Genomic DNA, 25,152 nt, shown 5'->3' on the forward strand with positions numbered 1-25,152 from the left:
CCGCGGCGGAAACCAGTGCACCGCACACAGCGGCTGGCTGTGTGCGGTGCGCGGTGTTACTCGGTGACCCGCACGGGTCACCTATGCGTCAGTTCAGAGGTACTGCCCGCAGACCGGCCATGCGCCGGGTCCCTGGGTGGCGAGAACGTTCTCGGCCACGCGGATCTGCTCGGCGCGCGACGCGTTGGACGCGTTGCCCGAGCCGCCGTTGGCCTCCCAGGTGCTCTGAGTGAACTGCAGGCCACCGTAGTAGCCGTTGCCGGTGTTGATGCCCCAGTTGCCACCGCTCTCGCACTGGGCGACGGCGTCCCAGTTGTGGCTGTCGGCCGATGCGGTGCCGGCGATGAGGCCGAACGGGGCTGCGGTGAGCGCGCCGACGACGGCTGCGCGAGCGACGATCTTCGTCATGCTCATGGTCTTCGTTCCTCCTGTCTTCACCCAGGCGGGTGAGCGATATTCGGACCGAGGGCGACCATACGGATTGGTAACGGAAAGGTCACGCCGGGTCGGTGACCTGGGGCGTTTTCATAACGCTGGGATAACGCTGATAGGTTTCCCTGAAACTCCTGCGCATCGCGGCGTGTCGGCACATCGAAGGCCTGACGGAATGTGACGTCTTCGGATGACGAAGGTCACACCGAGAATGTGCGGTGCGTCACGTCAACGGATCGGGACGCACGGTCAGCGACGGTGGACCGTGATGCGACCACCGCGTCGGGGGGCGTAGGCGACGCCACGTGAGTGCCAGGCTTCGGGGCGTTCGGTGGTCGGCTCGAGGGTGAGCTCGCGCAGCACTGTGCGCAGTACGACGTCCATCTCCATCGTGGCGAATGCTGCACCGATGCAGCGTCGGGTGCCACCGCCGAACGGTAGCCAGGCCGCGGGCGGCGTGGTGCCCTCGAATCGGCCGGGATCGAACAGCTCCGGGTGTGCGAACTGCCGGCTGTCGTCGTGCAGCAGCGAGATCGCCACCAGCACGTTGTGACCGCGCGGGATGCGCCACGGGCCGAGGTCGAGCGTCTCGGCGACGACGCTGCGTCCGGCGAAGTCGATCACCGGGCGGCTGCGTTGCACCTCGTGGATCACCGCGTGCCGAAAATCGCTGCCGCCGCGGTCGACCTCGTCGACCAGATCGGTGAGAACCTGCGGATTGCGCGCGACGCGTTCGAAAGCCCATGCCAGGGTTGTCGCGGTGGTTTCGTGGCCGGCGGCCAGCAGCGTGATGAGTTCGTCGGCGATGTCGGAATCGCTCATCGGCGAGCCGTCGTCGTAGCGACTGCTGACCAGCAGTCCGAGGATGTCGTCGCGATCGTCGAGGTCGGGGTCCTGGCGGGCCTGCGTGATGAGCCCACCGACAGCCCGTTGATACTCCTGCCGATGCACACGGAGGCGGTGGTTGGGGTCGACGCGACGCAACGGCCGGGGGAGCGGGGGAACTGTCGCGCTGAGAGAACCGGCTGCGACGAGGGGCGGAATGATCCGCCGAAGATCGTCCAAATCCTTTCCCGCAGCGCCGAAAACAGCACGAAGGATGATGTTGAGGGTGATGTGCATCATCGGTTCCAGGGAGCGGAACCGTCGCCGTTGCGGCCAGGTGGCAATCTCGGCGAGCGTCTCCTCTTCGACGATGGACTCGTAGGTCTTGATGCGCTTGCCGTGCAACGGAGGTGTGAGTAACTTGCGGCGGCGGCGATGGTCGGTGCCCTCGAGTGAGAAGACCGAGCCGTCGCCGAGCACCCGTCCCAGGTTGGGGCTGACGTTGTGCACCTTGTCGCCGGCCGTGAACAGTTGCTTCGCGTGCGCCGGATCGGAGATCACCACGCAATCGCCGAAAATGGGCAGGTCGAGGACAAAGGCGTCGCCGAGGCGCCGGTGCCACCATCGCATCATCGCGTGGCGAGAGATGAGGAACCCGAGTCCCTGTGCCGCCCTGGGGAGCGGGACCCGGGGCGGTGCAACAGAATCCGTGGCTGGTGAGATGGTCGCGGTCGGTGACGGTTCGGCGGCCATCGGCTCGACTCCAATCCCACTGTGTCGACGATGCGCCAAGGGCAGCGGCGGGACAGTAGTGGTACGTATTTGTACCAACGACGGTACGCGGGTGTACCGGCTGCGAGCAAGGGCCTACTCTCGATGTATGTCCACCACCGAATCGACGATGCCGCGTTCGATGCGGGTGGCCGGCCTGGATCAAGAGGACTCCACCCGGGCACGGCTGCTGCGGGCGATGCTCACCTGTGTCGGCGAACGTGGTTATCGGGAGACCACGGTTGCCGACGTTGTGCGGGTGGCCCGGACCTCGCGTCGCTCGTTCTATCAGGAGTTCGGCGACAAGCAGGACTGCTTTGTGGAACTGCTACGGGTCACCAACAGCTCGATCGTGGATTACATTGCGGGGCAAGTTGATTCCTCTGCGCCTTGGCAGTCCCAGATTCGGCAGGCGGTGATTGCCTACGCGCGGGCCAATGACCAGCGGCGAGAACTGGCTCTCAGCTGGATACGTGAGCTGCCGGCCCTGGGGGCGTCGGCGCAGGCGATGAAGGCCGAAGCGATGGAAGCCTGGATCACGCTGTTCACCGATTTGACGTCGACCCCGGTCATGCGGAAGGCCGGGGTCACACCCATCTCACGGGAGATCGCAATCGTGATCTGGGGTGGAATCCGTGAATTGACCGCCAACGCGGTCGAAGCCGGGCAACCCATTGCGACGATCGTCGAACCGACGGTTACCGCCTGTGCCGCACTGATCGGGCTCGATAGAGACACGCCCTAGGGCATTTGGGAGACACGCCTTAACAGCAACGTCCCTGAGGAGACGAGTCCTGAGCCGCATATCGGGTGCGCCAGTACTCGCTTTCCGACATGGGTTGCTCGGCGGGATGCCGGCGCCGATGGTGGTCGAGGTAGCGCTGATAGTGACGATCGCCCATCAGGTCGCCGACATATCGGCCGATCGCGTTGATTCGTTCGCGGACGCCGGCAGCGGTCATCCCGAGGCTCCCGACGTGGAGTCTTCGTGGCGACGACGATTCGGTGGGTGCTCTTGTCGGGCCGCGTACTCGGCCCATTCCCGTTCGACGGCCTTCTCCGCGGGCGTCTCGATGAGCCCGCTGGGTCCGAAAATGTGCGACTGGACCGGCTCGTCCTCGGTGGTCGGTAGGCCGCCGGCACGAATGGCCTTGACACACAACAGGGCTCCGGTGACGGCGACGATGAGCACCAGCACGGCGAACACGATCGAGAGTGTGCCCTGGACGAAGGTGTTGCGGATGACGGCATCGATCTCGGCCGGTGTCTTGGCTGTCTTGAAGCTGTCCAGACCCTGGTTCTTCGCGTCGACAAACGCACGATGCTGGGACCAATAGCCGATCGACGGATTGTCGGAGAAGATCTTCTGCCACGAGGCCGTCATCGTGACGATGAGATCCCAGACGAGGGGTACCGCGGGTATCAAAGCCCATTTCAACAGGTTTCGCTTCACGATGACGACCGTCACCACGGTCAGCGCCACCGCCGCGAGAAGTTGGTTGGCGATGCCGAACAGCGGGAACAGTGTGTTGATGCCGCCGAGCGGGTCGGTGACGCCCATCAGCAGGATCGATCCCCAGCCGGCGACCACGAGGGCGGTACACAGCCACGCGCCCGGCCGCCACGACGGATCCTTGAACTTCTTGGCGCCGGGCAGGTTTCCGATGCCGTCGGACAGCATGAAACGGGCCACGCGTGTCCCGGCGTCGACCGTGGTCAGGATGAACAGTGCCTCGAACATGATCGCAAAGTGATACCAGAAGGCGCGCAACGACTCTCCGCCGATCGCCTCCTGCAGGGTATCGGCCATGCCCATGGCCAGGGTCGGGGCGCCACCGGTCTTGGACACGATCGAGGCCTCGCCGACCCCCTGCGCGGCCTGCTCGAAGTGCTCGGCGGTGATCGGCTCGCCGGATATGCCGAGGCCGTTGACGTAATCGGCTGCACCCTGCGCGGTGCCGTCGGTCAGGGACTTGGGGGCGTTCATGCCGAAGTAGATGTGCTGATCGAGGATACACGCGGTGATCAGCGCCATGATGGCGACGAAGGATTCGGTGAGCATGCCGCCGTAGCCGATGATGCGCGCCTGTCCTTCCTTGGCGAGCAATTTGGGAGTGGTGCCGGAAGAGATGAGGGAGTGGAATCCGGACAGTGCTCCGCAGGCGATCGTGATGAACAGGAACGGGAAGAGCGCCCCGGAGAATGCCGGACCCTTTCCGTTCCAGGCGAACTCGCTCACCGCCGGTGCCTTCATCACAGGCTGGACGATGATGATGCCGATGGCGAGTAGTGCGATGGTGCCGACCTTCATGAAGGTGGACAGATAGTCGCGCGGGGCGAGCAGCAACCAGACCGGCAAGATGGCCGCGGCCACGCCGTAGATGATGATGCACCAGCTGAGCACCACCGGGGACAGGCTGAACCAGTCGTGGCCCCACGAGGATTCGCCGACGTAGCGACCGGCGACGATGGCCGCCAACAGCAGCACGACGCCGATCACCGAGATCTCCGTGACCCGGCCCGGTCGGAGGAATCTGAGGTAGACGCCCATGAAGAGGGCGATCGGGATGGTCATCGCGATCGAGAAGACGCCCCAAGGACTTTCGGCGAGAGCGTTGACCACCACCAGCGCGAGCACCGCGATGAGGATGATCATGATCACGAAGACCGCGACGATCGCCGCGATGCCGCCGACGGCGCCGAGTTCGTCGCGCGCCATCTGGCCGAGGCTGCGGCCCCGGCGTCGTACCGAGATCGACAGCACCAGGTAGTCCTGCACGCAGCCCGCCAGAACGGCGCCGATGATGATCCAGATGGTTCCCGGCAGGTAGCCCATCTGAGCCGCCAGGACCGGGCCGACGAGCGGACCGGCACCGGCGATCGCGGCAAAATGATGGCCGAACAGGACCCGACGGTCGGTCGGCATGTAGTCCTGGGCGTTGTCGAGGATCTCGGCCGGTGTCGCGTGGTCGTCGCGCGGCTTCACGATCTTCATCTCGATCAGGCGCGCGTAGAAGCGGTAGGCAACGACGTAGGTACACAGCGCGGCCACCACGAACCACACGGCGTTGACCGATTCACCGCGGACGAAGGCGACGATCGCCCAGGCGACGGCGCCGAGCAGTCCGATCACCGCGAAGAGGATCTTCTTCCCCGTCGTCATCGGGCTGCGGTCGATGATCGCGACGGGCGGTTGGTCGGGATCGGTGGTGACGTACTCGATGTCGGGGTGGTCCGGACGTTGTGCGGTGGCGGTCATCCGTTGGGCCCTTTCGTCGCTCTTGCGGTCGCGTCGAATGCCACTCCCGTGTGGCCTGCGTCACTCTACTCCCGGGGCTGGACGGGTCACGGCGGAGTTGACATTGCGCCTGATCGACGCAGTTCAGGATGGTGAGTTCGCCAGGAGCAGAGCGAAGATGGCGTCTCGAAGGGCGGGTTGCTCGGCGTCTGCGTACAACTCGACCAAGGCGGTCTCGGCGACCATGGCGACGGTCAGCGTGGCGATCGCACCCGGGTCGTCCCAGCCGAGGAGGCCGACGTCGGTGCGCATCTTCTCGGTCGCCGCCGCATTGCGTGCGGTCACCTCGTCGAGGAGGTCGGTGTCGGTGCGGGACTGGGCCAGGAACGCCTTGGTGGCGCGGGTGCGTCGGCAAGCGTCGAGGTACGCGATGATCCCGGCGCGCAGGCGCCCTTCGCCTGGTTGGCGACCGTCGATCGCGAGGGAAACAGCCGCGTCGATCGCGTCGTGATACTCGCGGTGCAGGGCGATCACATAGCTTCGACGATCGGGAAAGTGGTGGTAGAAGCTGCCTTTCGCCATGCCGGCAGCATCGACGACGGCATTCACGCTAAGGCCCTTGAGTCCGCGTTCGGTCGCGACCTCGGCTCCCGCACGCAGGAGCGCGCTACGACCCGGTTCGGCCGGACGGGGCAACGGTCACCTCCTGCAGAGAACACGACGTGTGATCGTCGGACAGACTCATCGTAGTCGGCGAGGCGACCGGCCGAGCGCGTGCTAGATTATGACCGACCGGTCGGTCATCGTGGCGGAGGGGAGTCAACTCGTGAAGATCATGCGTCGTGTCGCGGTCGGTGTGCTGGTCGGCGCATTGGCGTTGCTGGGAGTGCCGACCAGTCCGGACCCGGCGTCGGCAGCGCCGTCGCACAGCTACATCGGTGGACTTGCCGCAGCCCTGGCCCGGCCGAACAGTTCACCGCCCGGCGCCAACGACTGGCGATGCCGGCCCGACGCCGGGCACCCTGAACCCGTCGTCTTGTTGCACGGTTTGAGCAACGACACCGTCACCTGGGACACGATGGCGCCGGTGCTCGCCGCGGCGGGGTACTGCGTGTTCTCCACGACCTACGGCCGAGACTGGCTCGGCCCGGTCGGGGCCGTCACCACGGTTCAGGAGAGTGCACGTCAGATCGCCGCGTTCATCGATCGGGTGCGCTTGGCGACCGGTGCACGCCAGGTCGACCTCGTCGGACACTCGATGGGTGGGGCGATACCGTTCTACTACCTCAATCACCTCGGCGGCGTGCCACGCGTGAATGACTATGTGGCGCTTGGTGCGCCGCTGCACGGGTCGGACGTGAGCGGTGTGCAGACCGCCCTCGCGGCCGCGCTCGAGATACCCGACGTCGGGCCGCGCCTTGCGCGGCAGTGCGGGGGACCCTGTCAGCTCACGCCCGGATCGGGGTTCCTGCGGACCCTCAACCCGGACCCGCGAATCGCGCCGGACATCGATTTCACCATGATCGTCACGCGGTACGACGAGGTAGCGACCCCGTATCGCACCGGAATGCTGCGCGGTCGCAATGTCCGCAACGTGGTGCTGCAGGACGTCTGCCCGACCGATTTCACCGAGCACTATGAGATGACCGCCGATCCGGTCGCGGTCCGCATCGTGCTCGAGGCGCTCGGCGCGCGCACAGCAGACCGCGGATGCACCACGGTTCTGCCGTTCCTCGGCCCGCTGCCGCGCTGACACCTGATCGACCGGACAGTCCGACGGTGAATCCCGATCCCCCCGCCCGATGATCCGGCACAGTGAGGGGACGGACGAGGAGGCCACCATGGGTGAGGATTCGCAGACCACGTCAGCAACGGTCGACGCTGCGGTACGGGCCGAGGTCGACGGAGCACTGGGAGTGATCACGTTGGCCAGTGCGCGGCGCCGTAATCCTCTGTCGTCGGAGGTGATGCGCGAGGTCACCGAATCGCTGCGCGTGTTCGACGGCGACCCGGCGGTGCGGGTGGTTGTCATCCGAGCGCTCGGGCCCGCGTTCTCCGCCGGGCACGATCTCACCGAACTCGTCGGACGCAGTCTCGAGGAGGAACGGGCGATCTTCGACTGCTGCGTCGAGATGATGACAACCATCCATCGCATTCGGCAGCCAGTGATCGCCGAGGTTGCCGGCATGGCGTTCGCGGCCGGATGTCAGCTCGTCGCGACCTGCGATCTCGCCGTCGCCGGCCGCAGTGCTCGATTCAGTACGCCGGGAGTGAAGATCGGATTGTTCTGTTCGACCCCGATGGTGGCGCTGACCCGCGCCGTCGGGCGCAAACGTGCGATGCACATGCTGCTGACCGGCGACCTGATCGACGCGGACACCGCCGCCGACTGGGGACTGGTCGGCTCCGTCGTCGACGACGATGTTCTGGCTGGTTCGGTGCGTGAGCTGGCGACCCGCATCGCGGCGTCGAGCGCGTCGACGGTGGCCATCGGCAAACAGGCGTTCTATCGCCAGATCGAGATCGCCGAGGACGACGCGTACGAACTGATGTCGGCGACGATGGCCGAGAACGCGATGACATGCGATGCGCAGGAAGGTATCTCGGCCTTCCTGGGCAAGCGCGACCCGGTCTGGAAGGATTGCTGATTTCCGCAGCCACGCCACGTAGGACCGTCACATACCCCCAGGTCAGAGCGGTGGTCACCGAGTTCTTCGAGTCCACGCGGCCGGCACCCGCGACAACCGAAGCCGAATTGGAGAACGCGAGTGCTGCAGCACTCGCGTTCTCCAACTCAACTCGAGTTCTCGCAGGACCACGCGGGACGCAGAGTGTCAGGTGCGACTCCTCGGCAGGCTGCATTTACCCAGGTCAGAGCGCTGACCACCGAACTTCTTGGGTCAGTGGCTCTCCCGCAGATGCGCCAGACGCGCACGTGCGCGTTCAGCGAACGGGCGAGCACCGGTGTCGTCGGCAAGATGGGCGGCGGCTTCGAGATCGTCTGCGGCGCTGTCATTTCCGACGATCGCCCCGAGGCTCCCGCGATACAGGGAGGCCGGTCCGACGCACACGACGCCGGGCCACTGCACGATCAGGCCGTCGTTCCAGTCTTCGACGAACGGCGCGATCCGTGCCGCTATCCGCCGTGTCCGGTCGAGGTCTTCGCCGGTGCGCCAAGCCATGTACAGCGCGTCCACCAGGAGTGGCACGCGGACGACGACTCGCGGACCCGACCAACTTGCCGCATCCGCGGTGATCTCGGTCGCCACGGCGAGCGCGCGGTCGACGTCTCCGGCCTCCGCGGACCCGAGGGCGATGACGAGTGCGAAATCGTCGTCGACGCTCTCGGTGAGATCGTCGAATCGGGGCAGCATCTCGTGCAGCCTGCCGCGCAGCCACAAGGCGATCGACTCGCTGGTCGCGATGGAGGCCTCCGACAGCAGCTTGGCCTGGTCGCCCAGTGACTCAACGGATTCCGCATATTCGGTGGTGAGTTCGGAGCTTTGCTCGAAGTTCCCGCGCAGCAGGGCCAGCATCACCCGCCACCACAACTGCATGGTGGCGAGGTCGGTGTCGGGATGTGTGGCGATGACCCGGCTGACCTCGGTCGAGATTCGCCGGGCCATGCGAACATCGGCGGATTCCAGGGCGCACACGCGCTGCAGGTGCAGGGCCGTCGCTCTCCGGTGCACGTCGCCACCCGACGTCCGATACAACTCGTCGGCGATCTTGGCGCGGTCGGCTCGGTCGGCCGGAGTCCATCGACACAGGAACTCGGCCAGCAGCACGTCGTGCGCCGCCGACGATCCGGGCTCGCAGAGTTCTGCGGCAACTGCAAGGTGATCGCGCGCACCGGGCAGGCCGAGAACAGTCCGGCGGGCGGCCTCGCCCGCCTGCAGTCTCACGACGGTATCCGCGTCCAGGACATCGTCGTGACCGAGTGCCTCGGCGACCAGCGCCGGATTGCCCGAATGCATCATGCCGTACCCCGACCAATAGCCTGCGACCCCCCGGGGTGCCGCCAGCAACGCGGTCTCGGCGAGTGCGGGCCAGTCGCTGTCGATGCGACTGATCGTGGCGGCCTCTTCGAAAAAGCTCATGGCGGAATCGAAGTCGCCCAGCGCGATCGCCGATGATCCACCGAGTCGCAATGTTTCGACACGCGAGTGAGCGGTTCCCGGTTGGTCGCGGTCCGTGTCGAGAAGGGTGAGTGTTCGGCGGACCAGTTCGACGGCCTGGTGGTCGGCTCCCGAGCGGTGGGCGGCCCGCGCGGCTTCGACACCCGCTTCGACAGCGCGTGCGCGGGTCTGCGGATCATCCGCACCGGCGGCGAGATGTGTTGCAATCGAGGACAACTCGTGCGGGCGTCGAGCCAGCAGTGCGGCGGCAAGTCGTCGGTGGGTGCGCGCGAGATCGCCCGGTGAACAGTGGGAGACGACGGCCTCGGTGATCCGGCTGTGCGAAAGCGACAGTGCGGTATCGGGTTCGGTGCCCGCGAACCGTGCGTCGATCAGCGCGGCGCGGATCGGTGAGCCTGCGGCGTAACCCATGTCGCCCAGGATGTCATTGTCAAGGGCGCCGCCAGATACTGCGAGCAGCGTCGCCAGTGCGAGGGCCGCGGGATCGAGGTCGTCGAGCCGACGTCCGATCGCGTCGGGGATCAGGCGTGCCTCGCCGGAAGCCGATCCGGTGGCCATGGCATCGCACAGTGTCAGTGCGACAAGGGGATTGCCGAGGCTCTGCTCGACCAGCGGGCCGGGGGCGAGAGTGAGTCCGGTCTCGGAGAGCCGATGTGTCACGAGTTGGGTGAGGTCGGTGTCGTCGAGTGGGCCCAGCGCGATGTCCGACAGATCACCGTGTTTGGCGAGGGCATCGGCGATGAGCCGTGCGGCCGGGTTCGTCTTGTCGCGGGAGGTTGCCACGACGGTGACGGGCATCAATCGCATGCCGGCGAGCACCCGGCCGAGTGCCTGAGCCGAGTCGAGATCCATCCATTGCAGGTCGTCGATGCTCAGGACGACTCGACCGTGCGCGCAGAGGCGAGACCGGATGGCGTCGTCAGTCGCCGACACCAGGTCGGTTGCCGTGACGTCCACATTCTTTGCTGACGGGAAGACGCCGAACAGGTCGGTGAGTCCGCGCAGTGGCTCATCGGTGGCCGCGCGTCCGACGGTGCGGAGCACGGGCAGATCGGCCATGTCGAGTGCGGCGTCGACCAGCGACGACTTGCCGATTCCGGACGGGCCGGTGACCACGGCACCGGCGAGTCGCCCGGAGCCTCGTCGCAGCACCGCCCTCAGCACCTTGAGCTCGTTGTCGCGACCACAAATCATGGTGGTGCGCTGCTCCACCGGTTCCGGCACCTGGACAGGGCGGGTGACAACCGACGCCGGATCGAGCAACTCGGCTTCGACCGCGAGCGTGCGTGGATCGGGATCGAGCCCGAGATCGTCCGCGAGTCGGCCACGCAGGTCCCGGATCACCGCGAGACCGTCGGCGGGGCGTCCGATGTGCGCAAGCGCGGTCGCGAGGACACGCACCGCACCCTCGCGATAGGGCTGGTGGCGGAGGAGATCGCTGAGCAGCGTGACGGCTCGACGATGCTCACCCGTGGTCAGGAGGGTTTCTGCGGCACTCTCGGTCAGGTCGGCACGCATCTGTTCCAGACGGGTGATCTCCGGTGCCATCTCGGCGATGTCGGCGACCTCGCCCACCGGCGGACCGCGCCAGAGATCGAGTGCACGACACAGTGTCTCGGCTGCGGCAGCCGGATCGGTGCGGGCCAGGCGCAGACCGTCGGTGCTCAGACGTTCCAGCACGTCGAGGTCGGTCCCGGACCCGTCACAGCGCAAGACGTAACCGGTTGTCACGGTGTCGATCCGGACCCCGTCGACAGCGGCGAGTGCTTTGCGTAGACGGGAGATGTAGCCCTGCAGGGTGACCGCAACGGAACGTGGCGGGCTGCCGCGCCAGAGGAGTTCGGCGAGATGGTCGGCGGAGCGGGGCACCCGTTCGGCGGTGAGGATGACCAGGAGTTCGACCAGCTTGCGCGGCCCGACATCGACGCTCTCACCGTCGGCCGCGGTCACCGTGAGCGGTCCGAGCACTCGGATCGGAATGGGCTCGACCTGCACAGACAGTGAATCTACCGGGTGCTCCAGCGACGCACCAGGCGAATACCAGGGCCGGCTCGGAAGGTGTTGGCATGACAACATCACTGCATCCCCAGCATCCCACCACCCCCGACACCATGTCCGGCCCACACGGCCGCAGTTCCGACACCCACGCGCCGGGCTCGCGCGTCGGCCGTCCCGATTGGCCGGTCATCCGGCGCCTCAGCGCTGTCTCGTTGATCCTCGGCGGCGCGCTGTGCGTGGCGGGCGGCACTCTGCATCCGATCGTCGACGGCAAGGGTCATTCGGTCGAGGCACTGCAAGGCGCGACGGCGCCATGGGCACAGATACTGCTCGCCGTCGGCACCATTCTTGTGCTGCTCGGCCTGCCCGGCATGTACGTGTGGCTACGCCCCCGGATCGGCATCGCCGGCTTCGTCGGGATCGTGCTCTACTTCGTGGGCAATGTCGTCACGTCGACGGCGCACCTGGCCGTCGAGATCTTCGTGGCCTACCCGTTTGCCAACGACCCGACGACCGCGCACCTCATCGCTGACGACGACTCGATGCTCGGTACACCGGAATTCATCGCGATCAACGCTTTCGGGGCGGTGGTGATGCTCGTCGGCCTGGCCCTGCTGGGATCGAGCCTCATCCGCAACCGAGCCGTCCCGATCTGGATTGGCGTGCTCATCACGATCGGCATGGTCGGGTTCCTGCTGCCACTGCCGGCCGTCGCCGGGATCTCCGGATTCTTCTGGGAGGCACCCCGCGGAATCGGAGTAGCGGCCATCGGCGTGCTGATGCTCCGCGCAGCTTCGGCAGCCCGAGCCGACCGCACCTGACACCAACGTGAAACGACAAGGGGCGCCACGAGATCCGTGGCGCCCCTTGTCGATGTGGTGTCGTCAGCCGGCAGAGGTGGCAGCGGCGAACCGGGCGATGTGTGCGTCGGCAGTGCCGAATTCGTACTCGATCGCGGTCAGACGCTTGAAGTAGTGACCGATCGCGAGTTCCTCGGTCATACCCATGCCGCCGTGCAGCTGCACCGCGTTCTGACCGATGAACCGTGCCGCGCGGCTGATCGTCGCCTTGGCCGCGGACACCGCCGCTGCACGCTCGGCGGCCGGTGCGTCCAGCGACAGAATCGCGAAGTACTGCGCGGCGACCGACTGTTCGAGTTCCAGGTGCATGTCGACCATGCGGTGCTGCAGCGCCTGGAAGCTGCCGATCGGGACGCCGAACTGCTGGCGCTGCTTGGCATATTCGACGGTGTCGGTGAAGACCTTGCGCATCAGGCCCACGGCCTCGGACACCACCGCAGCGGTCGCCTCGTCCCAGGCACGTTCGAGCAGATCGATGGCACCCTCGGCGATCAGGGCGTCGGCAGGCAGGCGGACGTCGGTGAACACGAGGTCGGCGGCGAGCCGATCGTCGATGGTGCGCACCGGGTGTGACGTGATACCTGCCGGCGCGCCGTCGCCGAGTTCGACGAGGAACAGCGAGGCGCCGGCCGGGTCGTCGGGTTCGCCCGCGGTGCGGGCACTGACGATCAGATAGTCGGCCAGCGGAGCCGAGGTGACGACGGCCTTGGCACCGTTCAGAACCCATTCGTCACCGTCGCGTTCGGCGCTGGTGGCGATACGGGACAGGTTGCCACCGGACGAATCCTCCAGCGCGGCAAGTGCACTCACGGCTTCGCCGGATGCGATCCGTTCGGCGGCGGCCAGCGCCGGTGCGGCTGTCGTTGCGTGCAGCAGGCGTGCGCCGAGCACCACCGAGTCGACGAACGGTTCGACGACGAGCGCGTGGCCGAGGGCCTCGGTCACCACCATCAGTTCCTCGGGCCCGCCGTCGTCGCCGCCCACCGCTTCGGGTAAGCAGGCGCCCACGACGCCGAGTTCTTCGACGAGTGCTCGCCAGATCTCTGGCTGCCAGCCGGCGCCGACCTTGACCGCTTCGCGGCTGGCCTGCAGGTCGTAGCGGGCGTCCAGGAATTTGTTCAGCCCATCGGAGAGAAGTTGTTGCTCCGGGGTCAGTGTGAAATCCATCAGTCTCGTCTTCTCTAGAGTCCCAGTGCGGCCTTGGCCAGGATGTTGCGCTGAATTTCGTTGCTGCCGGCGTAGATCGAGCCGGCGCGGTCGTTGAAGTAGTGCAGCGGGGCCACGGCCTGCCACGGCTCGCCACTGACGTAACCGTCGGTCGGCGGGGTGTACTGGGCGATCGGCCCGCCCGGCTTCGCGGCATGCGGCTGGAACGCGCGCCCGTGCGGGCCGGCGGCCTCCAGGGCGAGGGTGGTGATCTCCTGGCTCAGTTCGGTACCCAGGATCTTGAGCATCGATGCGATCGAGCCGGGGTCCTTGCCCGACGTCATCGCCGCCAGCGCCCGGTACTCGAGGATCTCGAGGATCTTGGCGCGGACCTTCAGATCGGCGAGCTTGTGGGCGAACGCCGGGTACTCCGACAGCGGGCCGCCGTCGGGCGCGACGACACCGGCCGCGTCGGTGCCGATGTTGTCGGCCATGACCTGCAGGGCAGGTGCGGCCGCACCGCCGCCACGCTCGAAGACGAGGAGGTACTTGGCGACGGTCCAGCCGTCGTCGATGGTGCCGAGTACGTTCTTTTTGGGCACCCGCACACCGTCGAAGAACACCTGCGCCTGGACCTGCTCGCCGGAGGCGAACACCAGCGGTTGCACCTCGATGCCGGGATCGTTCATATCGATCAGCACGAAGGTGATGCCCTGCTGCTTACGCTCGAGTCGCGAGGTGCGGACGAGGCAGAAGATCCAGTTGGCCTCCGAGGCGTGAGTGGTCCAGATCTTGCTGCCGGTGACCACCAGGTCGTCGCCGTCACTGACCGCCGCCATCGAGAGCGACGCGAGGTCGGAGCCTGCCTCCGGTTCGGAGTATCCCTGACAGAAGAACACGCTGCCGTCGAGGATGCCGGGCAGGAAGAAATCCTTCTGCTCCTGGGTGCCGAAGGCCATGATGGCGTGCGACACCATGCGAATTCCCATGGGCGACAAGGCGGGAGCGCCGGCCAGGATCGACTCGCGGCTGAAGATGTAGTGCTGGGTCAGCGACCAGTCGCAGCCCCCGTACTCCACCGGCCAGGCCGGGGCGGCCCAGCCGCGTTCGTGCAGGATTGCCTGCCAGGTCATCGATGCTTCGTGATCGGAGTAAACGCTCGTCCGTAATGTGCCTGCGGCGCGCAGGTCGGGGGTCAGCTTCTCGTCGAGAAACGCGCGGACCTCATCGCGAAACGCGGCGTCGGCCGGGGACCAGTTCATGTCCATGAGCGGGCGAAACCTATCTGTAAACGGGTGTGATCAGATTCTGTATCTGAGAATCTACCGAATGACCCAGGACCGGCGAAGTCCTGGGTGTGATCGGCGTCGATCGGGGTCACATCACGATGGTGCCGGTGCTGCCTCGGGTGTGGGGCCGGAATCGTCGGGCCCGTCGGATTTCGCAACCGCGACGGATTCCGCCTCGCCGGGCGAATCACCGTCCGGTGCATCACCGTCGGCATCGGGTTCGGTGTCCTTCTTGCCGCTTGCCGACGAGGAGAGCAGCACGTCGGCCCATTTGGTCGCCGGGTCGATGTCGATGAGCAGCGCCTTCGCCATGAGGGTAAGCGGGACGGCGAGGATGGCGCCGAGTGGTCCGATCACCCACGCCCAGAACATCAGTGACACAAAGGTGAGAGTGGTCGACAGACCGACGGCGTCGCCGACGAATTTCGGTTGGATCACCGACTGGATGATCACGTTGATTGCGCTGTACACCACGATGACCCAGAGCATCTTGTCCCAACCGCCGTCGAGCAGTGCGAGCAGCGCAGGTGGGATGACCCCGATAACGAAACCGATGTTGGGGATGTAGTTGGTGATGAACGAGAGCAGACCCCACAGAACCGGTAACGGGACCGACATCAGGGCGAGCGCACCGGTGTCGAGAACGGCGACGATGAGTCCGAAGACCGTGGTCACCACCAGATAACTCCGGGTTCCCCGCGAGAACGACGAGAACGCGGAGGCGATGTCGGGCCGGGTGCGGTTCAGTTCGGCCATCTTGTCGTCATAGCCGACCGCGTCGGCGGACATGAACAGCAACAGGGCGAGCACCAGCACGAGCGCGCTGGTCACGTTGAGGGTGCTGGACAGAAGGTCGCCGACCACCGAGACCACCTTGCTCGAATCGGTGTTGGAGAGCATCTGGTGGACCTTGTCCTGGCTGACCCCGTGATCGGTCAGGAAGCTCTGGAACTGTTTGATCAGGTCGTCGAACTTGGCGCTGTAGGTAGGCAGGATCGTCGCCAGACGCGCCAGCGAGAAGGCCAGCGACGCGAACAGCGTGATGAGGATGCCGTACACCAGCAGCACCGTCACCAGGAACGACGCCCACCGTGGCCAGCCCTTGCGCCGTAACCACACCGGGACCGGCTGTACCGCCACCGTCAGCATCAGCGCGAGGAAGATGGGGCCGACAAGTCCCGACACCGCCTTGATGCCGCCGATCGCGACCACCATGCCGGCGATGGTGAGCAGAACGATCGTGCCGCGCGGCAGCGTCCACGACGGCGGGTCGAGACGTTGGGACTCGGGTGAGCGCGCCGATACCGGTGCCGCGGATGCCGACTTCTCCGACTTGTGCCTCGCCACCATCTGCCTCCATGAGCTCGCCCGTTCCCCGATCGGGGAACCGCCGGGAACAAGTGTTCATCATGGGGGTGGTGCGGCGCATCGCGACACGGGCATTCCATCCGTTTCAGATGAACGGTCGGCTCGAGCCCGCGGACGTCGAAGCCTCTGCCTCCGCTGGCTAGGTGCGAGCCAGCGGCCTAGCCACACCCAGTGTCGAATCGGGTCAGCTGGGTGCTACAGCACACAGACTCTCCAACAGGACACAGAGTGTCGGTAGCACTGCCTTGAGCCAACCGCGGCAGGCTCTATTCCCCCAGTTCAGGAGGCCGAAGGCGGTACTCATCGAGTCAGCGACCCACCCGCCGCCTGCGTCGGCGATCGTGGAAGCGGGAAGAGGGCAGGACCGGCGGCCAGGATCGGGCCCCTGACGGTGGTCCTCCGGGTATATCCCGGAAGCGGACGCTGACGGGCCCGATCTCAGTCACCGGCTGTCGGTCGTCGCGTTCCGCCGAAGGCGACGCCAGGCACGTGCGCCCACAAAAGTAGGGGAAGAAAACTCGTCCCCTACCCTTGGAGTCCTCCCCCAGAAAATTCGCGCGGACGACTACGAACCCCGGGGAAGAAGTTCTTCCCCTAACTTTCGTGGGCACGGCACTATCGTATTTGCCCAGTTCAGCGCTGTGGTCACCGAACTCTTCGGATCAGCGGACCGCCCGCCGCCTGCGTCGGCGATCGCGGGTGCGGGAAGAGCCAAGCCGTCCAGAACGGTCCTCCTGAGGTGCCACCAAGGGAGGATTGCCCTCGGAGACACCTCACGGCGACCGTTTCGGTCGCCAACTCCCGGGGCGACCCGGTCATACCGCGGGGAGCGCACTGCCCACCCCGTCGGATATCTGTACGCCCCAGCCCGACCACGTGCACTGTGCATCTGACTGGGCTCCCAGGTACAGATTTCCTCAGGTCAGGAGGCCGAAGGCAGTGCTCGCGACAAGGTAGACGGCACAGACGATTTCGGGCTTGTCCGACGCGAGCCAGATCACCAGCAGACCGATGAGCTGGACGACCGGCACACCGATCTTCGGATCAGTGACCCGACCACTTCGGCGGCCGCTTCATCACGAAGGCGGTGATGCCTTCGATGGTGTCGCTGCTGCTGATGAGGGTGTCGAGAACGGTGGTGCTCGCACCGACTGCGGCGATCGTGTCGGCGATGGCCGACGTCTCCTCCATGGTCTCCAGCGATGCCCGCACCGACACCGGTGAGCCGGCGAGGATCTCCTCGGCGACGCCGCGCGCGGTTTCGAGTACCTTGCCGCTCGGCGCGATTCGGCTCACCAGGCCGGCCGCGGCCGCCTCGCTCGCCGACAGCCGACGTCCGGTGAGGATCATGTCGCGGGCCAGTGCGGGCCCGACCGCGCGTGGGAGCCGAACCAGTCCACCGGCCGCCGCCGCGAGTCCGACGCGCACCTCGGGCAACCCGAACGTCGCGTCCTCGTCGGCCACGATGATGTGGCAGGCGAGTGCGATCTCGCATCCACCGCCGAGGGCGAAGCCGTTGACCGCCGCGATCACCGGTTTGGGCAGGCTGGGACGGGAGGTGAGACCCGCGAAGCCGTTCTTCGGTACCGAGAACACCGCACCGCTCGCGGTGGCCGCCAGATCGTTGCCCGCGGAAAAAGCCTTGTCGCCCTTGCCGGTCAGGATGGCCACCCAGAGTTCGGGGTCGGCGAAGTAGGCGTCGAACACCGAGTCGAGTTCGGCATTCGCGGCCGGATGCAGCGCGTTGCGTGCCTCAGGCCGGTTGATCGTCACCTCGAGGAGGTGGCCATCACGTCGAATCTCGATGTGCTCGTAGGAATCCCGAAATCCGGGCGTGGTCGGCGGGTGGAGTCGCCGCAGCGACTCGGCGCTTGCGTACACGCGGTTGCCATCCGTCGTCGACCGCACCACCACCGGCATACCGATCGGATCACGCGCATCGAGGATGTCGAGCAACTCGGTGTCGTCGGGATCGGTGTTCGCCACGAACCGCGGGCCGGGCGCATCCGTCGTCTCGTCGTCCAGTCTGCCGATCACGATTGCGGTGCGCCGACCGCCCTTGTGATGGATCACGGTGAAGGTTTCGACCGTCGCGGCACCGTCGGCGTCGTCGCACCGTGCGACACGTGGCGCGGAGTCCAGGCGCTCCTGGATCGCCGTGCTGTCGTCGGTGCGCCACGTGGCCGGAGTGGTGGAGTAGATGCCGACAGCGTGTTTGCTGAGGATGCCGCCGTTGGCGACGACGACGCCGTAGTCGCCCGGTGCGCGCCGCACGCGTCCGACGATCTCGGCGATCGCGTGCATCGAATAGTTGTTGCCCGGGCCGCCGAAGTAGGGGAGTCCGCCGGTGACGGTCAGGCCGCGCGGATCGTCGGCCCGCAGGCCGAAGGCGTCGCAGATGTTGAACACGGCGATCGGAAAGCAGCTGTAGATGTCGAGGTGTGCCGCGTCGTCGAGCGTGATTCCGGCGACGTCGAGAGCGTGATCGAGCGCCGCGGCGGCGGCCGGTGCGACGCTCAGATCGGGCCGCGCCATGAGTGTCTGCTCCCGCAGTTCGGCATGTCCGTGCAAGAACACCCAACGAGCCGGATCGATGCCGGCTGCGCGCGCGGCGGCCACCGACATGACGATGACCGCGGCCGCCTGATTGACCTGGTCGCGGGCGACGAGGAGTCGGGTGAAGGGTTCGGCGACCTTGCGGTTGGACTCGTCGACCGTCACGAGTTCGTCGGCCGTCTGCTCGGTCGGCCGTGCTGCGAACGGGTTGGCCGCGGCCACCCGCGTCATCGGCGCGAACAGAGCGCCCATCTCCTGCGCGTAGGCCTCTCGGTTGAGCCCGGTGCGATGTCGGCGAGCGTTCTCCAGGAGCGCGTACTGATTGACCGGGGCGGTCATTCCGTGGCGTGCCTCGGTGAGGCTGGTCATGCCCCGAATGCCGAAGCCACGGTCCTCGAGTTGCCCACCGACCTGCTCGGTGAAATTCGGACGGTCGGACTCGGGACGTGTCATCAGGTCGCGCACGGTCGACATCACCTCGGAACCGAAGAGCACCGCGCCCGACGAGCGGCCCCCGGCGATCTCTGCCGCCAGTTCGGTGACCAGCGCCTGCGGTGTCTGACCTCCGGTGACCGACTGGATGGCACGCCGGGGATCGATCCCGACGCGTCCGGCCACCGCCCGGGGCATGTTGTCTGGCCGTCCGAGCGGCGACCTGGACAGGGGACTCGAGATCTCGAACGACCGGACGGCGACCACCGTGTCGACGGCCTGCGTGATCGCGACACTGTCGGCGTTGGTGTCGGCGATCGCGACGTTCACCGCACGCGACGCGAGGTCGGCCTCGCCCAGCGCCTCGTAACCGGGGTCCGTCAGCCGCTCGGCAGCCTGCCCGACCCCGACGATGACCGGGGTGTGCGGGTCCAGGGAATCGAGCTCCGGGGACTCGAGGTCGGGGGAGTTGGGGTTGGGGGGATTCGGCGCGGCAGTGATCGCCATGGGTTGCCTTCCTGCGTCGAACGGCGACACCCGGCGACGATGACAGTCGGCATCGGCACAGTGTCGAATGCTGTTCCCTACGTTCTACCTGGTGTCGGGGATCGCGACGACATCCACCCGCCCGTCAGGAGGCCCGGTTGCGATCAGTCCGGTTGCAAACGTGGCTGCGCCTTGGCTGCCGGTAGAAACTGACCGGCGACCTGACAGCAGCCGAAAGGACACCCGGTGACCGCGACCGTCCCCAACTCCGAGCAATCCGTCGACCCGCAAACTCGCGCCGGCCATTCCGACGCGGAACTCGACGCGATCTTTGCGCCGATCTTCGCCCGGATTGCCGACGGCGCGGTGCAGCGCGAGGACGATCGTGCGCTCGCCTACACCGAGGCCGGCTGGCTGCGCGAGGCCAAGTTCGGTGCGCTACGGGTGCCCACGGAGTTCGGCGGGTACGGTGCGTCCGTCCGGCAGCTGTTCCGGCTGCTCATCGACCTGGCGGCGGCGGAATCCAATCTGCCGCAGGCGCTTCGAGTGCACTGGTCCTTTGTCGAGGACCAGCTGCTCGCCGAGGCCGGCGACGAACGCGAGCAGTGGCTGCGGGCCGTGGCCGACGGCAAGCTGGTGGGCAATGCCATCACCGAACCGGGAATCGGCGCGATCGACCGCTACCAGACCGCCCTCACCCCCGACGGTGCGCGCTGGAAGCTCAGCGGCACAAAGTATTACAGCACCGGGAGCCTGTACTCCGACTACATTCTGGTGGCTGCGGACAAGGATGGCGAGCGGGTGTCGGTCCTTGTCGACGCGAATGCCGAGGGCGTGACCCAGCACGACGACTGGGACGGCTTCGGTCAGCGTCTGACGGCAAGTGGCACTACCGAGTTCAATGCCGTTGCAGTGTCCGATGATCGGGTTCTGGGGCCGGGCTACGGTGGGGCGGGTCGCACCTATGCGACGTCGTACCTGCAGCTCGTCCAGCTCGCGGTGCTCGCCGGCATCGCGCAGCGCGCCACCGACGACGTCGCCGAGTGGGTGCGCAACCGCACCAGAACCTTCACCCACGCTCCGGCGGATCTGCCTCGTGAGGATCCGCTCGTCCAGCAGGTGATCGGACGCGCGGCAGGCGCTGCCTACGCGGCCCGCACCCTGGTGCTCGACATCGCCGGCCAACTCGACGTGCTGCTGGACGCGGGCGGCGAGGACACCGCGCTTCTCGATCGGGTGGAGTTCGACGTCGCGCGGGCGCAGAGTGTCGTCATTCCGCTTGTTCTCGACGCGGTGACCCAGCTGTTCGAGGTCGGTGGCGCATCGATCACCTCAGAGCGGCTGCGATTCGACCGGCACTGGCGCAATGCGCGCACCATCTCTGCGCACAACCCGTTGATCTACAAGCTGCAGTCGGTCGGCGACCACGTCCTCAACGGCTCTGACCTCCCGTACGCCTGGAGCGCCGGCAAGCGGTAGCGCAATCGATGCTCGAGGCGTGCTTGCGCAGGTCGAGCCGTGACGTGCGAGCGCAGCGAGCTCGACACGTGTCTAGACCACTCGTGTGACTTATGTGATCTCGACACGGGTCCTCGGCTGGCGCCTCGGTCCCGGCTCGACCAGCGGTGGGGCGGCCGGTTTGATCAGCGGTGGGGGCGTAGGCGCGCTCAGGTCAGCCACTCCCGCGTGTAGACGTCCTGCCACCGGACGGTCACATTGCGACGAGCGTGCGCGCTGAGCTCGTCTCCGATGGTGTCGGCCAAGACGCCGTCGACCACGTCGCGTACCTCGTCGGACAACGTCGGCAAATCGTCCCCGTAGCGGGCGATCAGTCCGATCCGGACCCCGGTCACCGCGACGCCTTCGCCATCGACCGACGCGAACACCACCAGTCGACCGAGCGCCCGTCGAACACGGATCGCGATGAGCTGCTTGACAACTCGGTCGCTCACCGCGATGGCCGCGTCGTCGGTGGCAAGAGTGCGTGCAGGTCGCAGGGTCCGGCCGAGTCCAGAGGAGATGGACGCGATCAGGCGAGCGATGTCGCTCTGTGGTTCGTCGATCTGACGGCCGGCCTCGACGAGCCAGGCGTCGGTGTCGTCGTTGTCGGCGTCGACATAGATGTCACTGCTCATCGTGTCCTCCCTTCGGATCGTCGGTGTTTGCATGGTTGATCGTGCCGGGCGATCCGCGCGGTGGTTTCCACGGAGCGAGCCGCGTGGACAGGAACTTGCGACTCCTCTGCAAATGCCCCCGGACCGAACCGTTGCTGAGTTGCAGCACCTTGGCAATCTCGGTGGTGCTGAGTCCCTCGACCTCGCGAAGCCACCAGGCCGCGCGGGACGTGGCCGGCAGGTTGGGCAACTCTGCCCGAAGTGCCTCGATCAGAGTCAACCGCTCGACTTCGTCGGCGGGCAGTGGTTCGGTCGCGGCCAGATCGACGAACTGCTCGTCGTCGGTGGGGACTTCGCGTCGGCGTCGACGATGGTCCACCGTCTTGCGGTGCGCGATACCAAACATCCACGTCCGGAACGAACTGCGAAACTCGAAGTCCGGTAGCCCTTTCCATGCTGCGAGAAGGGTCTCCTGCGCCAGATCCTCGGCCAGTTGTGGATCACTGACCATGCGACGCAGATACCGGAGCAGGCCGGGCGACATCCGCGTCACCAGGATGCCGAACGCCTCGGAATCGCCGACGGACGCTGCGCCGGCAAGTTCGTCGTCGCTCATGTCCGACAGAATCAGCACTTCGGTGTGATCTAGATCACGCGAATTTGGTCGTGCGCTTTTCGTCTTCACTACGACTGACTTTATACAAGCGCAAAACGTCGAACGAAGGGGTTGAGGTGTCCGACCGCTCAGCACACGTCGAGGCAACTGCCACCGATGGCACCGACGAGGGATCCGCCGCCACACCGACCCCATCGGGGGAGAAGGGCGCGGGCAAGGGGCTCGCACTTGCCCGTCGTGACGAGGCCGCTGCCGGTGACCGGGGAAGAACCTCGATCGCCGACACGGTGGTCGCCAAGATCGCTGGCATCGCGACCCGCGAGATCGATGGCGTCCACGATGTCGGTGGCGCCACCGAACGGGTGGTGGGGAAGGTGCGCGATGTGCTCCCAGGAACGTCGGTGAGCACAACGCAGGGCATCAACGTCGAGGTGGGGGAAAGGCAAGCCGCCGTCGATGTCTCGATCGTCGCCGACTACGGCGTCGCCATCCATCGACTCGCCGCCGCGATCCGGCGCAACGTCATCAGTGCCATCGAGCAGATGACGGGCCTGGAGGTCACCGAGGTGAACGTCACCGTCCACGACATCAGTTTCGGTGACGACGACAGTGGTTCGGAAACACCCCGAGTCCAGTGATCACCGACGAGACCGATGCGGCGGCGGGTTCCGCGGCGCAGCGCGTCGCGGACGCGGTGCGCGACGTGCCGGGCGTGACCGGGCTGCACGCCGGGCTCTTCGGTGAGGTCGCCACCTACCTGCCCGGCGGTCGGGTCAGCGGGGTGGCGCTCGGTGACGACTCCGGTGAGGTACACATCGTGGTCGACATCGACCACGACCTTCGGACGGTCGCGGCCGCCGCCCGCGCGGCCGGTGAACAGATCGTCGGATATCCGCTGAACGTCACCGTCGAAGACATCTCCACCCCGGATAACTCCACTCCAGACAACTCCACTCCAGACAACTCCATGGACGATGCGGGCAACAGTCTGTCCGCAGCACCAGAGGCGCGAAGGTGAAAGTCGATGATCAACAACGCAACATTGGGCTTGTTCGCAGGTCTGCTCCTCGCCATTGCCGCCACCACGGGCGGCTTCGGCGGCTTTGTGCTCGCGGTGCTTCTCGGGGCGGTCGGGCTGACGCTGGGACTGCAGCGCGACGGCGTGGTCGATCTCGGAGCGCTCCTGCGGAGCCGCAACCGTGGCTGAATCGGTGACCGTCGAGCGGGGCGTCGACGACGTGAATCCCGCGTCGGATGCCTTGACGGCGCCGGCCGTGGACGATCCCCGTGGCGCACTCGTCATCGCGAACCGGGTGGGCGAGAAGATCGCGGTGCGAGCGGCTCTCGCGGTCGACGGGGTGATCGAATACCAGGGGGTGGTCGGGTCGCTGCTGTCCGGCAGCGGCCCGGGACGGGCGATTGTCGGCGCCGATTACCCGCATGCGCGGGTCGACGACATGTCGGAGTCGGCGCCTCGGGTGTCGGTGACGGTGGCGCTGAGGTGGCCGTGCGCGATCACCGACGTGTGTGTCGAGGTTCGCGCGCACGTCGCGGACGAGTTGGCCCGGCTCACCGGGATTCGACCGTCGCGCGTGGATGTGACGGTGGCGCAGATCGTCTCGCGAGAGTCTTCCAGCCAGAACAAATCCGGGTTCGTCGACCTTCCGTCGCCACCTGACGACCCCGACGACACCCAGGGGCACGCAGATGACCAGTGACACAGGGGTTTCACCGACCCCGAGCCACCCCAAACCTGCCGTTGCCAAGACGGCAGACATCGGTGCGGGCAAGGTCTTCGTGCCCGCCGCGACACCGGGCGCGGCGATGGTCGGACTGTTCGCCGGAATCGCGCTCATCGGACTCGCGGTGGTTGCGGTCCGAGATCTGCTCGTCTATCTCGGTTGGCTCGACGGCGCGGGGTGGCTGCACAGCGCGGCGCAATGGCTTGCCGACATCGAATGGTGGGAGTGGATGTGGCCGGCCGCGATCGCGCTCGTGGTCGTCGGTCTGTGGATGCTGTGGGTCGCGGTCAAACCGCGTCGGCGTACACACATATCGCTGGTCGGATACGAGGTTCTGTGGACTCGGCGCGGCGATGTCGCGCGTCGGTGCAGCGCGGTGGTCGGTGATCTTCCGGGTGTCGAGAACGCCACGACGGTGGTTGGACGGCGTCGCGCCAAGGTCACGGTCACCACACACGGCAACACTGTCGATCGGGCCGAGATCGCGCGCGTCGTCGACGCAGTGCTCGACGGGGTGGAGCCGCATATGACATCAAAGGTGCGGCTCGTCCGCCGTGGAGGTGAGGACGCATGAATCGCATACCTGCTGTGTGGCATCGCATCACGGTCGGCATCGTCGGCCTGGCTTGCCTGGCGGTCGGGGTCGGTGCGATCTGTTGGCGCACCGGTGTGGAACCGGTTGCCGGATGGATCGAAGAGATCGATCCGGGCGCACCACTCTCGTTCAGCGAGACGAACGCCTGGCCGTGGGTGCTGGTGGCAATCGCAGTGATCGCCGTCGTGTGGGGATGGCGTCTGGTCACCTCGATGATCCGGCCCGGAAAGGTCGACGATCTGATTCTCGACGGCAGCGGCAGCAGCGGAAGCCTTGTCGTCGCGCCCAAACTCATCGCGTCCGCGGTGGCCGACGATCTCGCAAGGCACCCGATGTTCGACACGGTGACGGTTCGTGCGACAGATGACCGGTCGCGCAAGATGATCCGACTGGTCGCCAGCGCACGTCCGACGCGCTCCTACGACGAAATCGCGGGGGTGGTCGGCGACGCCGTCGAGGACATCCGGGCCGCAGTGGACGGGTCGGACCTCCATGTGCAGGCGCTTGTGCATTTGGAGCAGCCGCGGCACTGAGCATCAATGGGA

The 25,152-nt window shown here is 66.5% G+C and carries 23 protein-coding genes; 11 read left to right on the plus strand and 12 right to left on the minus strand.

The annotated features are described in order from the left end of the window. Nucleotides 1-93: 93 nt before the first annotated feature. Both MKW15_RS13700 and MKW15_RS13705 read right to left on the minus strand, forming a co-directional pair. Nucleotides 94-414 (minus strand): transglycosylase family protein, encoded by a 321-nt coding sequence (locus MKW15_RS13700; protein ID WP_276614979.1) that lies wholly within the window; start codon nt 412-414, stop codon nt 94-96. A gap of 267 nt (nt 415-681) precedes the next feature. Further along, a complete protein-coding gene (locus tag MKW15_RS13705) occupies nt 682-2,010 on the minus strand; it encodes a cytochrome P450 (RefSeq protein ID WP_240859050.1) in 1,329 nt (442 codons plus the stop codon). A gap of 127 nt (nt 2,011-2,137) precedes the next feature. Between MKW15_RS13705 and MKW15_RS13710 the strand changes: the two genes are divergently transcribed. After that, complete coding sequence (locus MKW15_RS13710) at nt 2,138-2,773, plus strand: TetR/AcrR family transcriptional regulator (RefSeq protein ID WP_374247139.1); 636 nt, start codon at nt 2,138-2,140, stop codon at nt 2,771-2,773. 19 nt (nt 2,774-2,792) lie between these two features. Here MKW15_RS13710 and MKW15_RS13715 read toward each other — a convergent pair whose 3' ends face one another. From MKW15_RS13715 to MKW15_RS13725, 3 genes are all read right to left on the minus strand, one after another. Next, the gene (locus MKW15_RS13715; RefSeq protein WP_240859053.1) at nt 2,793-2,990 is read right to left on the minus strand and encodes a YbdD/YjiX family protein; all 198 of its coding nucleotides are present in this window, start codon (nt 2,988-2,990) and stop codon (nt 2,793-2,795) included. Beyond that, nucleotides 2,987-5,287, minus strand: coding sequence for a carbon starvation CstA family protein (locus MKW15_RS13720; RefSeq protein WP_240859055.1), 2,301 nt, complete (start codon nt 5,285-5,287; stop codon nt 2,987-2,989). The genes MKW15_RS13715 and MKW15_RS13720 overlap by 4 nt, the downstream gene beginning before the upstream one ends. A 123-nt stretch (nt 5,288-5,410) precedes the next feature. After that, the gene (locus MKW15_RS13725) at nt 5,411-5,962 is read right to left on the minus strand and encodes a TetR/AcrR family transcriptional regulator (protein ID WP_240859057.1); all 552 of its coding nucleotides are present in this window, start codon (nt 5,960-5,962) and stop codon (nt 5,411-5,413) included. Between the two features lie 88 nt (nt 5,963-6,050). Between MKW15_RS13725 and MKW15_RS13730 the strand changes: the two genes are divergently transcribed. Both MKW15_RS13730 and MKW15_RS13735 read left to right on the plus strand, forming a co-directional pair. Further along, nucleotides 6,051-7,019, plus strand: a complete 969-nt coding sequence (locus MKW15_RS13730; RefSeq protein WP_240859059.1) for an esterase/lipase family protein — start codon at nt 6,051-6,053, stop codon at nt 7,017-7,019. A gap of 88 nt (nt 7,020-7,107) precedes the next feature. Then, complete coding sequence (locus tag MKW15_RS13735; RefSeq protein ID WP_240859061.1) at nt 7,108-7,914, plus strand: enoyl-CoA hydratase; 807 nt, start codon at nt 7,108-7,110, stop codon at nt 7,912-7,914. Nucleotides 7,915-8,166: 252 nt separating this feature from the next. Here MKW15_RS13735 and MKW15_RS13740 read toward each other — a convergent pair whose 3' ends face one another. After that, nucleotides 8,167-11,400 carry a BTAD domain-containing putative transcriptional regulator gene (locus tag MKW15_RS13740; protein ID WP_240859062.1) on the minus strand — a complete coding sequence of 1,078 codons (3,234 nt, stop codon included), beginning with the start codon at nt 11,398-11,400 and terminating at the stop codon, nt 8,167-8,169. 71 nt (nt 11,401-11,471) lie between these two features. On the opposite strand from MKW15_RS13740, the gene MKW15_RS13745 reads away from it, so the two are divergent. After that, nucleotides 11,472-12,224 (plus strand): hypothetical protein, encoded by a 753-nt coding sequence (locus MKW15_RS13745; protein ID WP_240859063.1) that lies wholly within the window; start codon nt 11,472-11,474, stop codon nt 12,222-12,224. 63 nt (nt 12,225-12,287) lie between these two features. Here the strand turns inward: MKW15_RS13745 and MKW15_RS13750 are convergent, their stop codons facing one another. The 4 genes from MKW15_RS13750 to MKW15_RS13765 form a co-directional block, all read right to left on the minus strand. After that, nucleotides 12,288-13,430: an acyl-CoA dehydrogenase family protein gene (locus MKW15_RS13750; RefSeq protein ID WP_240859064.1), complete on the minus strand. Its 1,143-nt coding sequence runs from the start codon at nt 13,428-13,430 to the stop codon at nt 12,288-12,290. 14 nt (nt 13,431-13,444) lie between these two features. After that, nucleotides 13,445-14,677, minus strand: coding sequence for an acyl-CoA dehydrogenase family protein (locus MKW15_RS13755; protein ID WP_240859065.1), 1,233 nt, complete (start codon nt 14,675-14,677; stop codon nt 13,445-13,447). A gap of 114 nt (nt 14,678-14,791) precedes the next feature. Continuing rightward, nucleotides 14,792-16,048 (minus strand): AI-2E family transporter, encoded by a 1,257-nt coding sequence (locus MKW15_RS13760; RefSeq protein ID WP_240859067.1) that lies wholly within the window; start codon nt 16,046-16,048, stop codon nt 14,792-14,794. A 1,062-nt stretch (nt 16,049-17,110) separates the two neighbouring features. Continuing rightward, complete coding sequence (locus MKW15_RS13765) at nt 17,111-19,561, minus strand: acetyl-CoA acetyltransferase (RefSeq protein ID WP_240859069.1); 2,451 nt, start codon at nt 19,559-19,561, stop codon at nt 17,111-17,113. 225 nt (nt 19,562-19,786) lie between these two features. On the opposite strand from MKW15_RS13765, the gene MKW15_RS13770 reads away from it, so the two are divergent. Further along, nucleotides 19,787-21,019, plus strand: a complete 1,233-nt coding sequence (locus tag MKW15_RS13770; protein WP_240859076.1) for an acyl-CoA dehydrogenase family protein — start codon at nt 19,787-19,789, stop codon at nt 21,017-21,019. 188 nt (nt 21,020-21,207) lie between these two features. Here the strand turns inward: MKW15_RS13770 and MKW15_RS13775 are convergent, their stop codons facing one another. Both MKW15_RS13775 and MKW15_RS13780 read right to left on the minus strand, forming a co-directional pair. After that, complete coding sequence (locus MKW15_RS13775; protein ID WP_240859077.1) at nt 21,208-21,675, minus strand: hypothetical protein; 468 nt, start codon at nt 21,673-21,675, stop codon at nt 21,208-21,210. After that, nucleotides 21,665-22,270 (minus strand): RNA polymerase sigma factor, encoded by a 606-nt coding sequence (locus MKW15_RS13780; protein ID WP_240859079.1) that lies wholly within the window; start codon nt 22,268-22,270, stop codon nt 21,665-21,667. The genes MKW15_RS13775 and MKW15_RS13780 overlap by 11 nt, the downstream gene beginning before the upstream one ends. A 116-nt stretch (nt 22,271-22,386) precedes the next feature. Here MKW15_RS13780 and MKW15_RS13785 point away from each other — a divergent pair, with 116 nt between their 5' ends. Genes MKW15_RS13785 through MKW15_RS13810 form a run of 6 tightly spaced genes read left to right on the plus strand, consistent with a single transcriptional unit; the run spans nt 22,387 to nt 25,140 of the window. Beyond that, nucleotides 22,387-22,908 (plus strand): Asp23/Gls24 family envelope stress response protein, encoded by a 522-nt coding sequence (locus MKW15_RS13785; protein WP_240859081.1) that lies wholly within the window; start codon nt 22,387-22,389, stop codon nt 22,906-22,908. Continuing rightward, nucleotides 22,905-23,288: a hypothetical protein gene (locus tag MKW15_RS13790; RefSeq protein ID WP_240859083.1), complete on the plus strand. Its 384-nt coding sequence runs from the start codon at nt 22,905-22,907 to the stop codon at nt 23,286-23,288. Before MKW15_RS13785 ends, MKW15_RS13790 begins: the two co-directional genes overlap by 4 nt. Nucleotides 23,289-23,294: 6 nt before the next feature. After that, a complete protein-coding gene (locus MKW15_RS13795; RefSeq protein WP_240859085.1) occupies nt 23,295-23,477 on the plus strand; it encodes a DUF2273 domain-containing protein in 183 nt (60 codons plus the stop codon). After that, entirely contained in the window at nt 23,470-23,988 is a 519-nt protein-coding gene (locus MKW15_RS13800; protein ID WP_240859089.1) for an Asp23/Gls24 family envelope stress response protein, read from the plus strand. Before MKW15_RS13795 ends, MKW15_RS13800 begins: the two co-directional genes overlap by 8 nt. Beyond that, nucleotides 23,978-24,586, plus strand: coding sequence for a DUF6286 domain-containing protein (locus MKW15_RS13805; protein ID WP_240859091.1), 609 nt, complete (start codon nt 23,978-23,980; stop codon nt 24,584-24,586). The genes MKW15_RS13800 and MKW15_RS13805 overlap by 11 nt, the downstream gene beginning before the upstream one ends. Continuing rightward, nucleotides 24,583-25,140, plus strand: coding sequence for an alkaline shock response membrane anchor protein AmaP (locus MKW15_RS13810; RefSeq protein WP_240859093.1), 558 nt, complete (start codon nt 24,583-24,585; stop codon nt 25,138-25,140). Before MKW15_RS13805 ends, MKW15_RS13810 begins: the two co-directional genes overlap by 4 nt. Nucleotides 25,141-25,152: the final 12 nt, after the last annotated feature.

This window comes from Gordonia gummivorans, assembly GCF_022513585.1.
Classification (GTDB): Bacteria; Actinomycetota; Actinomycetes; order Mycobacteriales; family Mycobacteriaceae; genus Gordonia.

What these genes read in the sequence shown, in the direction of transcription:
- MKW15_RS13700 (WP_276614979.1), bottom strand. Translation starts at nt 414, where the DNA reads ATGAGCATGACGAAGATCGTCGCTCGCGCAGCCGTCGTCGGCGCGCTC.
- MKW15_RS13705 (WP_240859050.1), bottom strand. Translation starts at nt 2,010, where the DNA reads ATGGCCGCCGAACCGTCACCGACCGCGACCATCTCACCAGCCACGGAT.
- MKW15_RS13710 (WP_374247139.1), top strand. Translation starts at nt 2,138, where the DNA reads ATGTCCACCACCGAATCGACGATGCCGCGTTCGATGCGGGTGGCCGGC.
- MKW15_RS13715 (WP_240859053.1), bottom strand. Translation starts at nt 2,990, where the DNA reads ATGACCGCTGCCGGCGTCCGCGAACGAATCAACGCGATCGGCCGATAT.
- MKW15_RS13720 (WP_240859055.1), bottom strand. Translation starts at nt 5,287, where the DNA reads ATGACCGCCACCGCACAACGTCCGGACCACCCCGACATCGAGTACGTC.
- MKW15_RS13730 (WP_240859059.1), top strand. Translation starts at nt 6,051, where the DNA reads ATGACCGACCGGTCGGTCATCGTGGCGGAGGGGAGTCAACTCGTGAAG.
- MKW15_RS13735 (WP_240859061.1), top strand. Translation starts at nt 7,108, where the DNA reads ATGGGTGAGGATTCGCAGACCACGTCAGCAACGGTCGACGCTGCGGTA.
- MKW15_RS13745 (WP_240859063.1), top strand. Translation starts at nt 11,472, where the DNA reads ATGACAACATCACTGCATCCCCAGCATCCCACCACCCCCGACACCATG.
- MKW15_RS13750 (WP_240859064.1), bottom strand. Translation starts at nt 13,430, where the DNA reads ATGGATTTCACACTGACCCCGGAGCAACAACTTCTCTCCGATGGGCTG.
- MKW15_RS13755 (WP_240859065.1), bottom strand. Translation starts at nt 14,677, where the DNA reads ATGGACATGAACTGGTCCCCGGCCGACGCCGCGTTTCGCGATGAGGTC.
- MKW15_RS13760 (WP_240859067.1), bottom strand. Translation starts at nt 16,048, where the DNA reads ATGGTGGCGAGGCACAAGTCGGAGAAGTCGGCATCCGCGGCACCGGTA.
- MKW15_RS13765 (WP_240859069.1), bottom strand. Translation starts at nt 19,561, where the DNA reads ATGGCGATCACTGCCGCGCCGAATCCCCCCAACCCCAACTCCCCCGAC.
- MKW15_RS13775 (WP_240859077.1), bottom strand. Translation starts at nt 21,675, where the DNA reads ATGAGCAGTGACATCTATGTCGACGCCGACAACGACGACACCGACGCC.
- MKW15_RS13780 (WP_240859079.1), bottom strand. Translation starts at nt 22,270, where the DNA reads ATGAGCGACGACGAACTTGCCGGCGCAGCGTCCGTCGGCGATTCCGAG.
- MKW15_RS13795 (WP_240859085.1), top strand. Translation starts at nt 23,295, where the DNA reads ATGATCAACAACGCAACATTGGGCTTGTTCGCAGGTCTGCTCCTCGCC.
- MKW15_RS13805 (WP_240859091.1), top strand. Translation starts at nt 23,978, where the DNA reads ATGACCAGTGACACAGGGGTTTCACCGACCCCGAGCCACCCCAAACCT.
- MKW15_RS13810 (WP_240859093.1), top strand. Translation starts at nt 24,583, where the DNA reads ATGAATCGCATACCTGCTGTGTGGCATCGCATCACGGTCGGCATCGTC.